Origin of the sequence: Bradyrhizobium sp., from assembly GCF_030646015.1 — a bacterium.
In the GTDB taxonomy this organism is placed as follows: domain Bacteria; phylum Pseudomonadota; class Alphaproteobacteria; order Rhizobiales; family Xanthobacteraceae; genus Bradyrhizobium.
The window spans coordinates 64,749-76,988 of sequence record NZ_JAUSLT010000021.1; the positions used below are offsets into that span (position 1 = coordinate 64,749).

Here is a 12,240-nt window from a genome sequence, read left to right on the forward strand (position 1 = left end):
GACGAATGGTTTCGGGCAAGCTGCTGCCAACACGGGCCGCATTCACTCCCCCAGCGCTTCCTTGCGGCTGCGCCGGATCGCCGGAAACACCATCAGCAGAAACAATATCGCGACGATGGCGAGCAGGGTGGCGCTGATCGGACGGCGGAGGAAAACCGTGAAATCGCCGTCGGCCAGCAGCATCGCACGCCTGTCGGTATCAGGCAAAATAAATTAAACCGATCGGTTGACAATCCGTCCGGCGCGCTTATACTTAACCACATGGTTGAACAATTCGCGCATCTCGATGCTGTCTTTCATGCCCTCGCGGATCCGACGCGGCGGGCCATGCTGGGTCAGCTCGCGGAACGCGAACTCACGATCGGGGAACTGGCGACCCCGTTCAGCATGAGTTTTGCGGGCGCATCGAAACATGTGCGGGTGCTGGAGAATGCCGGGTTGGTGACGCGGACGATCCGCGGCCGCACCCATTTGTGCCGCCTCGAGGCGGCGCGGCTTGCGGAAGCCAATGCGTGGCTGCGGCGTTATCAGCGCTTCTGGACCGCAAGGCTCGACACGCTGGAAGCGCTCCTGCTTGCGGAAGACGAGGCCAAAGCAAAAAAGATCACGGAGTAGATCTATGACGGCAGAAACGAAGCCCGACGCTTGGGGCGCGCTGACCGAACCCACGACGTTGAAGATCCAGCGGCTTCTGCCCGGTCCGGTCGAGCGCATCTGGGCGTATCTCACCGACAGCGAACTGCGCCGCAAGTGGCTCGCGGCGGGGGAGATGGAGATGCGGGTCGGCGCGCCCGTTGAGCTCGTCTGGCGCAACGACGAACTAAACGCCCCCCCAAGCACTCGGCCGGAAGGCTTCCCCGAAGAGAACCGTATGCAGAGCCGGATCACCGAACTCGATCCGCTGCGCAAGCTTTCCATCGCCTGGAATAACAGCGGCGACGTTACCTTCGAACTGGAGCCCAGGGGCGAGGGCGTGCTGCTCACCGTGACCCACCGCCGTCTGCCCGACCGCTCGACCATGCTCAAGGTCAGCGCCGGCTGGCACATGCATCTCGATATTCTTGTCGCCCGCACCACGGGCAACGAGGCGGCGCCGTTCTGGCAAGGCTGGAGCCGCCTGCATGGGGAATACGACCAGCGGCTTCCGGCCTGAAGCTGCCGTTCGACGCGGAACGCAACAAGCATCGTTCGCAAACAGGAGACGAGCCATGACTCTGGCAATGAAGACTCACGTCGTATCGGAAAATGAGTGGGAAGCTGCGCGTCAGCAGCTGCTCGTGAAGGAAAAAGCCAATACCCGCGCCCGTGACGCGCTGGCCGCCGAGCGCCGGCGGATGCCGTGGATGGCCGTGGAGAAGGCGTACGCGTTCGACGGTCCCAAGGGCAAAGCGAGCCTGGTCGACTTGTTCGACGGCCGCCGTCAACTGATCGTCTATCGCGCCTTCTTCGAGCCCGGGGTGCATGGCTGGCCCGAACAAGCCTGCCGCGGCTGCTCGATGGTGGCCGACCAGGTCGCCCACGTCGCCCATCTGAACGCCCGCGATACCACGCTCGTCTTTGCATCGCGCGCGCCGCAGGCGGACATCGCGCGCCTGAAGGCGCGCATGGGATGGCAGATGCCCTGGTACACCATCACGGACGGCTTCGACGCCGACTTCGGCGTCGGCGAGTGGCATGGCACCAACGCCTTTATCCGCGACGGGGACAAGGTTTTCCGCACCTACTTCATCAAGAGCCGGGGCGACGAGGCGATGGGGAGCACCTGGAGCTATCTCGACATCACCGCGCTCGGCCGCCAGGAAGAGTGGGAAGACTCTCCCGAGGGCTATCCGCAGACACCCCCCTACAAATGGTGGAACTGGCACGACAACTACGCCCCGGACGCGGCACCCGACAAGAAATGGGCCGAGGTGTCGGATGCCGGCGAGGCCGCCATGCGGAAACAGAACGGCTAGGCCGGTGCTGCGGTGTCCCTCGTGCGGTGAGCGCTGCGCGAGCGGTGCCGCTGGCTTTCTATCTCTCGCGGCAGCGCCGACATTCGCGATCATGGCGCTGCTGACCTCGGTCCCTGGCGGTGGATTGCCGGACACGTTGTGTTCGGCTGCATCGCCGCTGAGTGGAATGGTGCCGATGTATTGGCTGATGAGCGCGTTCCATCTGGCGCCATGGTTGAAGCTGATTTCCCGCCGGCGAAACGCAACCTGCCGGTCCTGATCCGGCATTCGAATGGCCGGTGACTTCGTAATACGCCCGTGAAAGGAATAAATAACATGAGCGAAGCTTTCACCGGCGGCTGCGCCTGCGGCGCGGTCCGTTACGAAATTTCCGGGGAACCTGTCTTCATGAACCACTGCCAGTGCCGGGACTGTCAGCGCAGGAGCGGCACCGGGCACGGGTCGTACCTGACTTTTGCGGACAGGAAGAGCGTGAAACTCGAAGGCAAGGCGGCGCATTGCGACGTCGTTGGCGATAGCGGCAATGTGAAGACGCACAGCTTCTGCCCGGCCTGCGGGTCGCCGGTCTATTTGACGTTTGCGGCCATGCCGGATCTTTTCACCGTGCACGCGGCGAGCCTCGACGATCCCAGCCGGTTCAAACCGCAAGCCGTGACCTACGGGATGCGCGGCTACGCCTGGGACCATCTCGATCCGGCCATGCCGAAATTCGACAAAATGCCGCCGATGTGAAATGCATCCTGACCTGGCTTCGCAACGATGGATGAAAACCGATGGCACGCGTGCGCTGTATCACCGAAATGGGCATGGGCGTTGATGTGCATGGCAAGGACGCCACCAAGGCCGCCAGGCGCGCGGTCTCCGACGCCATCCGCCATTCCAGCCTTGGCTTCTTCCGGATGGTGGGCAAGACATCCGCCGACATGTTCGTCGATGTCACCATCGGCGTGCCGGATCCGGGCTCCGTCGACACCGCGGCGGTTGCGAAAGAACTGCCTTACGGCACGGTCACCGTTACCGCTGTCAAGGGCGGGCTCGAAATTCCGGCCGAGAGCGGTGGCGATTCCATCATCATTGCCAATGCCGCGGTGGTTGTCAGTCTCGACGACGGGAAGGCGGCCTAGGATTCGATCGGGGTGAGCACTTGACCGGGATGTCGCCATGTCCGTTGTCGAACCTTCGATGCATCCGCTTGACCGCCCGATCTGGAGCGCACTGACGAGCCGGCAGCGGGCGCTGGCGGAAGGCGGCGCGCTCGCGCTGCGCTATCCCGCTGCGGTCGCACCCTTCGCGGACATGGTGGATATGTCCCCGGAGAGTTTCGCGGCGCTCGGCGCAATCATGTCCGGATCCGAGATCGCCGTGCTGTTCACGCCCGACGCCGTCACCGCGCCCGCCGAGTTCAAGATTGTGCTCGCCGAAACGGGCGAGCAGATGATCGGAACGCCCGCCGAGAGCGCGATCACCGGTGTCGAAACCGTCAGGCTCGGCGCCAATGATGTGCGTGAGATGATGGCGTTGACCGAGCTGACCAAACCCGGCCCGTTCGGTGCGCGAACGCATGAATTGGGGACGTTTCTCGGAATCCGGATCGATGGCGATCTGGTGGCGATGGCGGGCGAACGAATGAAGCCTGCCAATTACACCGAGATGACAGCCGTCTGCGTGCATCCGTCGCACCGCGGTCGCGGTTACGCCCAACTGCTGCTTGGCGCGATCTCCCGCCAGATTGTCGCGCGGGGGGAGATCCCGTTTCTGCATGTATTTTCCAGCAACGCTTCGGCGATCGCACTGTACCGGCGGCAGGGGATGGAAATCCGGCGCAGCCTGCATGTGACGGTGCTGCAGAAGCGGATGTGCCCATGAACGCTAAAGACCGTCCGCGCTTCGACGTTGATGCGCTACGCGAGCTTGCGGGCGGCAAAGTGTTCGAGCGCGGTCGGGCCTACCATCGCGACGGCCAGGTTCGGATCCTCGTCATTAGGCCGGAACGCGTGCTGGCGCAGGTGGCGGGCACCGAAGATTACCGGACCGAACTCAGAGGGCAGGGCGGCGCCATCGACGGCGAATGTTCCTGCCGCGCATTCGAGGATCACGGCTTCTGCAAGCATATGGTCGCGACCGGGCTCGCGGCGAACGACATCGGTGTCGACGAAGCAGACGGCGGCGGCGCGCTGGTTCGCATCCGCGATCACCTCAAGCAGCGGAGCACCGATGCCCTGGTCGACATGATTATTGGCCTGGCCGAGCAGGATCCGGCCCTGTTCCGCAGGCTCGACGCCGCCGCTGCCGCGCCGGATGAGGATGACAAGACCCTCGGCAAACGGCTGCGCAAGGCGATCGACAACGCGACGCGAACGCGGGATTATATGGACTATCGCGAGATTCCGGCTTGGGCGGCCAATGTCGATGCCGCGCTCGATGCCGTTGCTGGTCTCGCCTCGGGCGCGCGCGCCGGGCTGGCATACGAGCTTGCAGTTCACGCGCTCGACCGGATCGGGCAGGCTCTCGAAGAGATCGACGATTCCGACGGCCATTGCATGTGGCTGCTGGAGCGTGCGCGTGACATTCATCTCGCCGCGGTTCTCCAGATCGAGCCCGAACCGATTGAACTCGCCCGCGACCTGTTTGCGCGGGAAATGGCGGATGACAATGGGGCCTTCGATGGCGCGGTGAGGCGCTACGCCGACGTGCTCGGCGAGGCAGGCCTCGCCGAATACCGGCGCCTTGCCGTTGCGGCATGGGAGAAGACGGCTCCGTCTGCAGGTCGTAAAGGGCGGCAAGTCGATGAAGTCGATGCTGACGTCGATCGCCACCAGGTGATGCGCATCCTCGATTTCTTCGCGGAACGCGACGGTGACGTCGATGCCCGTATCGCGCTCCGGACCGGGGACCTGTCGTCCCAATTGGACTATCACCAGCTTGCCGAATTCTGCCTGCAGCATGGTCGCGAGGAAGAGGCGCTTCGGCGGGCCGAGGAGGGCCTGTGGATTTTCGAGGACGCGCGTCCCGACGCGGGGCTCGTGATCTTCACAGCAGAACTGCTGTCGAAGGCTGGCCGCAAGGACGACGCGGAGTCGCATTTGTGGCGACTGTTCAAGAAGCAGCCCTCATTTGATCTGTTCACACGGCTCTGCGAGATCGGTGGCAAGGCCGCCCGGGATCAGGCGTTGACTTTCCTGGAGAGCAAGCAGGCAAGCGGGGCGCGGAACTTCTGGGATAGCCCGACCAACCTGCTGATCCGCATCTGGATCCATGAGAAGATGTTCGATGCGGCCTGGGCGGCGGTGCGCAAATACGGGGCGTCCGCGGGCTTGACTGACGAGCTCGCCGGTCAATGCGAAGGCAGCCATCCGGCCGAGGTGCTCGACGTATATACAATGCGAGTCGATCACCTCGTAAATACCGGCGGCAACTCGAATTACGAACAGGCGGCGAAACTGGTCGCGCGGATGGCGAATCTTCGCGCAACGGGCGAACATGTTGCCTACGTTCTCGCGCTCAAGAAGCGATTCGAACGCCGACGTAACTTCATCAAGATGCTGGGATGAGCAGCGCGCGAACTAGCGCCCGCTCAGTCCGCATCCGCGATCCGGATCACGATCTTGCCGAAATGTTTCTGCTGCTTCATGGCAGAGACCGCCTCATGCGCGTGGTCGAGATCAAATACCTGATCTATCACCGGCCGGTAGCCGTTGAGTTCGATCGCCCGGCACATCGCATCCAGGTTGGCGACGCTGCCGACCGTGATGCCCCGGACGGTGAGGTTCTTGCCCATCACCATCGCTAGCGGGAAGCCGGCGGCCTGATAGCCGGTGAGAATTCCGATCACCGAGATATGACCGCCGAGCCTGCTGGCCTTGACGGCCTGCGCCAGGGTTTCGCCGCCGCCGACTTCGACCACGAGATGGGCGCCTTCCCCCGCGGTGGCGGCGAGCACGGCGGCGGACCAGTCCGGCGTGGTCCGGTAGTTGATCAGCACATCGGCGCCGAGTTGTTTGGCGCGGGCCAGCTTCTCGTCGGAGGAGGAAGTGAGGATGACGCGGGCACCCAGCATCCTGGCGAAGGCGAGCGCGGCCAGCGATACGCCGCCGGTGCCCTGCAGCACGACCGTCTGCCCCGGCTGGACTTGCGCCTCGACCACCACGCTGCGCCAGGCGGTCAGGGCGGCACAGCCGAGCGTCGCGATCTCCTCGTGGTTCAGCCCGGCCGGCGCGCGCACCACCGAGGCCGCCGGCAGGCAGAGATGGGTCTGCAGCGCGCCATCGACCTGGTCGCCCAGCACAGGCGACATCGTCTCGCGCGCCACCGGCCCGCTTCTCCAGTTCAGGAAAAAGTTCGGGATGACGGCGTCGCCGACGGCGAACTGCTTGATCCCATCGCCGACCGCCAACACCGTCGCCGACGCGTCCGAGCAGGGGACGCGCGGAACGGGCAAGCCGCGGATACCGCCGTCGATGCCGACGAGGTCATGAAAATTTAGGCTGGTGGCATGGATCTTCAGCAGCAACTCGCCCGCGCGCGGCTGGGGGATCGGGCGTTCGATCGTCGGCCCCAACACCCCGTTCCGCTCGATCTGACGTGCCTTGCCGGTCATGCGTGCAGTCCCATGTTGGCCGCGAATTTGATCGCGGTTTGCGTTGGTGCGGAAGGGCTAATGATCCCCGCCGCCGAAATATCCCGGCTTGCCCGTCGTCCAGGTTTCGCCCCACAACTGCCCGCCGCCGTCCACGGTCAGCGTCTCGCCGGTAATGAATTTTCCCGAGGGCGCGGTGAGGTAGACGCAGGCTTCGGCGATATCCCAGGGCGAGCCCGCGCGCATCATCGGATTCGAGCGCGGGTAAGCGGCGCGGGCCTGCAACGTGTAGACGTTCCAGCCCTCGGTCTCGATCACGCCCGGCGCCACGCAATTGACGCGGATGTTGAGCGGCGCCCATTCGACCGCGACGGCGCGCGACAATCCGATCACGCCCGCGCGCGCCGCGACCGAATGCGCGATGCCGTAGAGCCCGTGCGTGGTGACGACGACGATATTGACGATGCTACCGGGATGCTTGTGGTCGCGCCAGCGTTTTGCGGCGGTCTGCATCATGTACCAGGTGCCGTTGAGATTGGTGTTGATGACCGTGTTCCAGCCCTTCACCGAAAAGTCGATCGCCGCTTGCGGAAACTGTCCGCCGGCGCTGTTGATGAGGATGTCGACACGGCCAAGTGTACTCCAGACATGGTCGAACAGCGCGTCGACCGCATCGGGCTCCCGGATATCGGCGACCGCAGCGGAAGCTTTCAATCCATGGCCGGTCAAGTCGGTGACGAGGGCGTCGAGTTTGGCCTCGTTGCGCCCGACCACGACGACATGGGCGCCGAGCCGCGCCGACAGCCACGTGATTGCGCGGCCGATGCCGCCGGCGCCGCCCGAGACGACCACGACCTGATCCCTAAGCGCATCGGCCGCGTAGACCGTCGGATGCATCGCAAGCTCCGCGTCCGTCAGCCCGGGCTTTGCGTTCGCTTGATCATCCATTGGCGATGCCGACCTTGTCACATCAGGCGTTGACCGTACATTAGCCGCGCAACAGAACCGAAGCAAAGAAGCGAGTTGTCATGTCCGACCTTTCCAACTTTCCGATTACCGCGCGCTGGCCGGCAAAACACCCCGATCGCCTGCAGCTCTATTCGCTGCCGACGCCGAACGGCGTCAAGGTGTCGATCATGCTGGAGGAGATCGGGCTGGCCTACGAAGTGCATCTGATCGACTTTGGCAAGGACGACCAGAAGACGCCGGAGTTCCTGTCGCTGAACCCGAACGGCAAAATCCCCGCCATCCTCGATCCGAACGGACCTGGAGGTGCGGCGCTCGGCCTGTTCGAATCCGGTGCGATCCTGCAATATCTCGCGGAGAAAACCGGCAAGCTGCTGCCATCGGATGCCGCACGCCGCTGGGAAACCATCCAGTGGGTGCACTTCCAGATGGGCGGAATCGGGCCGATGTTCGGCCAGGTCGGCTTCTTCCACAAATTCGCTGGCAAGGAATTCGCCGACAAGCGGCCGCTCGAGCGCTATGTCGCGGAGTCCAAACGTCTGCTGGGCGTACTGGAAGTGCGTCTTGCCGGGCGGCAATGGATCATGGACGACGACTATACGATCGCCGACATCGCTTCGCTCGGCTGGGTGCGCAACCTGATCGGATTCTACGGTGCGCGCGAGCTGGTCGGCTTCGATGACTTCGGTAACGTCTCGGCATGGCTCGATCGCGGCCTGGCGCGGCCTGCGGTGCAACGCGGGCTGGAGATTCCGAAGCGGCCGTGAGGGCTAAGCGTTAGCGTTTGAGCAGCTCATAGACGACCGGATTGTCCGCACAGGCGCCAAAGCCGCATTCCAGCAAGGTGGAAACCACATTGAGCGCCGTCAGGCCGATCACCAGCCAGACCGCTGACGTCGCGAATGCGCCGGGCGCGGCCTGCTCAGCCGTTATGCCCCGTTCGAATTGACGGTCGAACAGCAGGATGGCCGCAAGCAGGACGATCGCCGCGGCAAAGCCGATCAAGGCCCAGGTATAATAATGATAGCCGAACAGGGCAGTGCCGTAGCCGGCATCGCCGGGCATGATGTGCAGCAGCACCTGGCGGGTGGAAAAAGCAGCCCCTGCGACGGCGGCCAGCAGCGACAAGGCGTAATGGCTGGGACGTGGCCCAAAGCGGACGTTCAGGATCGGACCGATCGCGAGCACCGCGAACTGGATCCGCTGCAGCAGGCATAGCGGGCAGGGCAGTTCCTGCAGCACGAGTTGCGCGGCAAACGCCGCGGCCAAAACCAGCGCCACCGCGTAAAGGCTGAGCGCGTTGAGGGTGATGGCGAATCCGCGGGTCATGGCGCCTCAGAACGACAGTTTCAGCGTATCGGTCGCATGGTGCAGATAGGTCGCGACGGAGGCTAACAGCACCACTGCGAACAGGGCCAATGCGAGCGAGCGCCGGCCGAACCAGGCAACCAGCATCACGATCGTGACGGCAAGAAAAAGTGCGGTGAATTCCATCTTCGCTCCGGATGCAGGCGGGCCGCAGTTACACTACAATGGGCGACCGCCCAGCACCATTCCGGAATGGATCAAAATGCCCATCACCATCTACGGTATCAAGAACTGCGACACCATGAAGAAGGCCCGCGCCTGGCTCGACAGCCACGGCGTCGCCTACGATTTTCACGATTACAAGACCGCAGGCATCGCCAAGGACAAGTTAAAGGGCTGGAGCGACCAGCTCGGCTGGGAAACCCTGCTCAACCGCGCCGGCACCACGTTTCGCAAATTGCCCGATAGCGACAAGGAAGGCCTCAACGAGCGCAAGGCGCTGGCCCTGATGCTGGCGCACCCCTCCATGATCAAGCGGCCGGTGCTCGATCTCGGCGGCAAATTGCTGGTCGGGTTCAAGGCGGAAACCTACGCCGCGGAAGTCAAGCGAACCACGGCGCGCAAGGCCTAGCTCAATTCGATGACATCGTCCGACGTGTGATGGACCGCTGCGCCGGGAACGAAGTCATGGTCAATCACGGCCCTGACCACGCTGACGGGCGTCGTCGGGGATTGGATGCCCATCAGGTTTCTGACCTTGAATCCGCCTTCGATGCTGATCGCCTTGAACGAGCCGACGATTTGCTCGACCTTGTCGGCGGCTCCGAACGGCAGCAGCAGGCGCTCATAGGAAACGTCCTTGCCGTCGGCGTCCTGCACCATCGAAATCGAATAGGTCGGCCGCCTGTGTGCCAGGCAGGCGCGGTAGGAGGGGACCACGCGCGCATAGCGGGCTGGCCCGATGGCATCGTCGAGATAGCGGTTGGTTCGCTTGTCGGGATCGACGTGCTCGTTGCCGTAGGTTGCGGTCAGCCGCGAGCCTTCCTGGGTGATCAGAAACCGCGCGTCGGCGGCTTCGCCGTCCACGTCATATCTCATCATGTCCACCAGCTCATCCGCGATGCGCTCGGGGTTATAGTCCGCCAGCAGCGGCAGGGCGCGGCCCTTGCCCAAAGCGCGCAGCCACGCATTGAGGAGGTCGCGTTGCTTTATGGATCGGACCACCGAGGGATTGGCGCGGGTGAACTCCATCTTGGGGCTTAACCGAATTCGATGACGTCACCGGCGGGAATACGGCCGGGTGCGCGATGGAATAGATCGCGGTCGATGACGGTGCGAAGCCTGGTCGTCGGCAGGGTGTCGTTTCCGCGCATCAGATTCCTGATTTCAAATCCGCCGTCCTCGCAGATGGTCTTCAGCGACGCGATCACGTGGGTGACTTTGTCGGCGACCGAGAACGGCAGCAGCAGGCGCTCATAGGCGACGATTCGTCCATAGCTGTCGTCGATATTGGAAATGGTATAGACGGGGAGGCGGCGGGCGATGCATTCATAGTAGACCGGCATCACAATGGGAACCAGCCTCGGACCGAGATATTCGTCGAGCAACCGGCCTTTGCCGGTATGGCCATAGGCACTGGCCATCCGCGTGCCGTCACTCTGAATCGTCAGGCGCGGCGGCCAGCCAGAGGGATCCACGGTATAGTAGACGAGATCCGGAAACTCCTCTTCGATCCGCGTGGGCTGGTACTCTTCGATGCGCGGCAGCAGCCGCTCGCGGGCAAAAAGCCGCAGCCAGGTGTTGAGCAGGTCCCGCTGCTTGATCGATTTGACCACCGACGGGTTGGCGCTTTCAAAATCCACGGCTGAAATCCTCGATACCAAATGCCGGATCATCCACCCCGGGCGACAAATATTCTATGAAAACGCCGGATCGGGTCCAAACACCGTTAATGCTTTGCTTTCGCAGCCGGGCCGGCGGGAAGCCGAAGACCTCCGCCAACCCGGCACCCGGGTTCCCGGGCAATCGACCGAGGGCGCGGGGGCGGGCATTTAGTCTCCGCGTATGGCCAGCTTTCGACCTTGCGTAAGCCGGGCCGTTGACGGCATATTCCGGCCCGGAGGCGGCACGTCCGGGACGGGATTTCCAAGGCGTCTGGGAGACCTGCCGGTTGGCAAGAATTGGTCATGCGCGAAGCGCGCTTCGCGGCGATGGCTGTTGGGGGAATTTGATTGGCCGATGAGTTCATTCTCGAAACCCACGGATTGAGCAAGGAATTCGCGGGGTTCTTTGCCGTTCGCGATGTCGATCTCAGGGTTCGCCGTGGCAGCATTCATGCGTTGATCGGTCCCAACGGGGCTGGCAAGACGACGTGCTTTAATCTCCTGACCAAGTTTCTGAAGCCCTCGGCGGGCCAGATTCTGTACAAGGGGCAGGATATTACAGCGATGGCGCCGGCCGATGTCGCGCGCCTCGGCCTGGTTCGCTCGTTCCAGATTTCAGCGGTGTTTCCGCACCTCACCGCGCTCGAAAACGTCAGGGTGGCGCTGCAGCGCCAGCACGGGCACTCCTTCGATTTCTGGCGCTCCAAGACGGTGCTCGACCGCTTCAACGGCCGCGCCCACGAACTGCTCGACGATGTCGGCCTCAGCGAGTTCGCCAACACGCCCGCGGTCGAGATGCCCTACGGCCGCAAGCGCGCACTGGAGATTGCAACGACGCTGGCGCTCGATCCGGAGATGATGCTGCTCGACGAGCCGATGGCCGGCATGGGACATGAAGACATCGACAAGATCGCCGCATTGATCAAGCGGATCTCGGCGAAATATACCATCCTGATGGTCGAACATAATCTCAGCGTCGTGGCCAATCTGTCCGACATCATCACGGTGTTGACGCGCGGTCAGGTACTGGCGGAAGGCAATTACGCCGAACTCACCAAGGACGAGCGCGTCAAGGAAGCGTATCTGGGGGCGGGGCATGACTGATTTGAAGATGGCCGATGCCGCCGCGACGAAGTCCGGCGCAGCGACGCCGGTGCTGTCGGTGGAGAATCTCGAAGCCTGGTACGGCGAGTCCCACATTCTTCACGGCATCAATTTCAACGTGAACGCCGGCGAGGTGGTCACGCAGCTCGGGCGCAACGGGGCGGGCAAGACCACCACGCTGAAATCGGTGATGGGCATCATCGGCAAGCGCACCGGCTCGATCCGTTTCGGCGGCCAGGACATCACGCGAACCTCGTCGGACAAGATCGCGCGCATGGGCGTCGCCTTCTGCCCCGAGGAGCGCGGGATCTTCGCCAGCCTCGACGTGCGCGAAAATCTGCTGCTGCCGCCGGTGGTGCGCCCGGGCGGGCTGTCGCTGGACCAGATCTTCGACCTGTTTCCGAATCTGAAGGAACGGCTCAACAGCCAGGGTACCAAACTGTCGGGC

18 protein-coding genes are annotated in these 12,240 nt (G+C 63.4%); 11 read left to right on the forward strand and 7 right to left on the reverse strand.

Annotated elements, in window-relative coordinates:
• Nucleotides 1-42 precede the first annotated feature (42 nt).
• Nucleotides 43-207: a hypothetical protein gene (locus Q7T45_RS02910; RefSeq protein ID WP_304867384.1), complete on the reverse strand. Its 165-nt coding sequence runs from the start codon at nucleotides 205-207 to the stop codon at nucleotides 43-45.
• Between the two features lie 54 nt (nucleotides 208-261).
• Here Q7T45_RS02910 and Q7T45_RS02915 point away from each other — a divergent pair, with 54 nt between their 5' ends.
• From Q7T45_RS02915 to Q7T45_RS02950, 7 genes are all read left to right on the forward strand, one after another.
• A complete protein-coding gene (locus Q7T45_RS02915; RefSeq protein WP_304867386.1) occupies nucleotides 262-615 on the forward strand; it encodes a helix-turn-helix transcriptional regulator in 354 nt (117 codons plus the stop codon).
• 4 nt (nucleotides 616-619) lie between these two features.
• Nucleotides 620-1,153, forward strand: coding sequence for an SRPBCC family protein (locus tag Q7T45_RS02920; protein ID WP_304867389.1), 534 nt, complete (start codon nucleotides 620-622; stop codon nucleotides 1,151-1,153).
• A gap of 55 nt (nucleotides 1,154-1,208) precedes the next feature.
• Nucleotides 1,209-1,955 carry a DUF899 domain-containing protein gene (locus Q7T45_RS02925; protein ID WP_304867392.1) on the forward strand — a complete coding sequence of 249 codons (747 nt, stop codon included), beginning with the start codon at nucleotides 1,209-1,211 and terminating at the stop codon, nucleotides 1,953-1,955.
• A 315-nt stretch (nucleotides 1,956-2,270) separates the two neighbouring features.
• On the forward strand, nucleotides 2,271-2,687 hold the full coding sequence (locus tag Q7T45_RS02935) for a GFA family protein (RefSeq protein WP_304867397.1): 417 nt from the start codon (nucleotides 2,271-2,273) through the stop codon (nucleotides 2,685-2,687).
• A gap of 41 nt (nucleotides 2,688-2,728) precedes the next feature.
• Nucleotides 2,729-3,079 carry a Lin0512 family protein gene (locus Q7T45_RS02940; protein ID WP_304867399.1) on the forward strand — a complete coding sequence of 117 codons (351 nt, stop codon included), beginning with the start codon at nucleotides 2,729-2,731 and terminating at the stop codon, nucleotides 3,077-3,079.
• Between the two features lie 37 nt (nucleotides 3,080-3,116).
• Complete coding sequence (locus Q7T45_RS02945; protein ID WP_304867401.1) at nucleotides 3,117-3,821, forward strand: GNAT family N-acetyltransferase; 705 nt, start codon at nucleotides 3,117-3,119, stop codon at nucleotides 3,819-3,821.
• The gene (locus Q7T45_RS02950; RefSeq protein ID WP_304867403.1) at nucleotides 3,818-5,506 is read left to right on the forward strand and encodes an SWIM zinc finger domain-containing protein; all 1,689 of its coding nucleotides are present in this window, start codon (nucleotides 3,818-3,820) and stop codon (nucleotides 5,504-5,506) included. Before Q7T45_RS02945 ends, Q7T45_RS02950 begins: the two co-directional genes overlap by 4 nt.
• A 23-nt stretch (nucleotides 5,507-5,529) precedes the next feature.
• Here the strand turns inward: Q7T45_RS02950 and Q7T45_RS02955 are convergent, their stop codons facing one another.
• Nucleotides 5,530-6,552, reverse strand: coding sequence for an NAD(P)-dependent alcohol dehydrogenase (locus Q7T45_RS02955; RefSeq protein ID WP_304867405.1), 1,023 nt, complete (start codon nucleotides 6,550-6,552; stop codon nucleotides 5,530-5,532).
• A gap of 57 nt (nucleotides 6,553-6,609) precedes the next feature.
• Nucleotides 6,610-7,479, reverse strand: a complete 870-nt coding sequence (locus Q7T45_RS02960) for an SDR family oxidoreductase (protein ID WP_304867407.1) — start codon at nucleotides 7,477-7,479, stop codon at nucleotides 6,610-6,612.
• An 80-nt stretch (nucleotides 7,480-7,559) separates the two neighbouring features.
• On the opposite strand from Q7T45_RS02960, the gene Q7T45_RS02965 reads away from it, so the two are divergent.
• Nucleotides 7,560-8,264 carry a glutathione S-transferase N-terminal domain-containing protein gene (locus Q7T45_RS02965; RefSeq protein ID WP_304867409.1) on the forward strand — a complete coding sequence of 235 codons (705 nt, stop codon included), beginning with the start codon at nucleotides 7,560-7,562 and terminating at the stop codon, nucleotides 8,262-8,264.
• A gap of 10 nt (nucleotides 8,265-8,274) precedes the next feature.
• Here Q7T45_RS02965 and Q7T45_RS02970 read toward each other — a convergent pair whose 3' ends face one another.
• Nucleotides 8,275-8,826, reverse strand: coding sequence for a disulfide bond formation protein B (locus Q7T45_RS02970; protein WP_304867412.1), 552 nt, complete (start codon nucleotides 8,824-8,826; stop codon nucleotides 8,275-8,277).
• 6 nt (nucleotides 8,827-8,832) lie between these two features.
• Complete coding sequence (locus tag Q7T45_RS02975) at nucleotides 8,833-8,991, reverse strand: DUF5993 family protein (RefSeq protein WP_304867415.1); 159 nt, start codon at nucleotides 8,989-8,991, stop codon at nucleotides 8,833-8,835.
• Nucleotides 8,992-9,067: 76 nt separating this feature from the next.
• Here Q7T45_RS02975 and Q7T45_RS02980 point away from each other — a divergent pair, with 76 nt between their 5' ends.
• Entirely contained in the window at nucleotides 9,068-9,436 is a 369-nt protein-coding gene (locus tag Q7T45_RS02980) for an ArsC family reductase (RefSeq protein ID WP_304867418.1), read from the forward strand.
• Here Q7T45_RS02980 and Q7T45_RS02985 read toward each other — a convergent pair.
• Together Q7T45_RS02985 and Q7T45_RS02990 are read right to left on the reverse strand one after the other, a co-directional pair.
• Nucleotides 9,433-10,056 carry a hypothetical protein gene (locus tag Q7T45_RS02985; protein WP_304867421.1) on the reverse strand — a complete coding sequence of 208 codons (624 nt, stop codon included), beginning with the start codon at nucleotides 10,054-10,056 and terminating at the stop codon, nucleotides 9,433-9,435. The two genes, Q7T45_RS02980 and Q7T45_RS02985, sit on opposite strands and share 4 nt — an antisense overlap.
• 8 nt (nucleotides 10,057-10,064) lie before the next feature.
• Nucleotides 10,065-10,667, reverse strand: coding sequence for a hypothetical protein (locus tag Q7T45_RS02990; protein ID WP_304867423.1), 603 nt, complete (start codon nucleotides 10,665-10,667; stop codon nucleotides 10,065-10,067).
• A 369-nt stretch (nucleotides 10,668-11,036) separates the two neighbouring features.
• Between Q7T45_RS02990 and Q7T45_RS02995 the strand changes: the two genes are divergently transcribed.
• On the forward strand, nucleotides 11,037-11,792 hold the full coding sequence (locus Q7T45_RS02995) for an ABC transporter ATP-binding protein (protein WP_304867426.1): 756 nt from the start codon (nucleotides 11,037-11,039) through the stop codon (nucleotides 11,790-11,792).
• Nucleotides 11,785-12,240: ABC transporter ATP-binding protein (locus Q7T45_RS03000; RefSeq protein WP_370691197.1), on the forward strand; the 456-nt coding region annotated here is incomplete at its 3' end. The genes Q7T45_RS02995 and Q7T45_RS03000, both read left to right, overlap by 8 nt.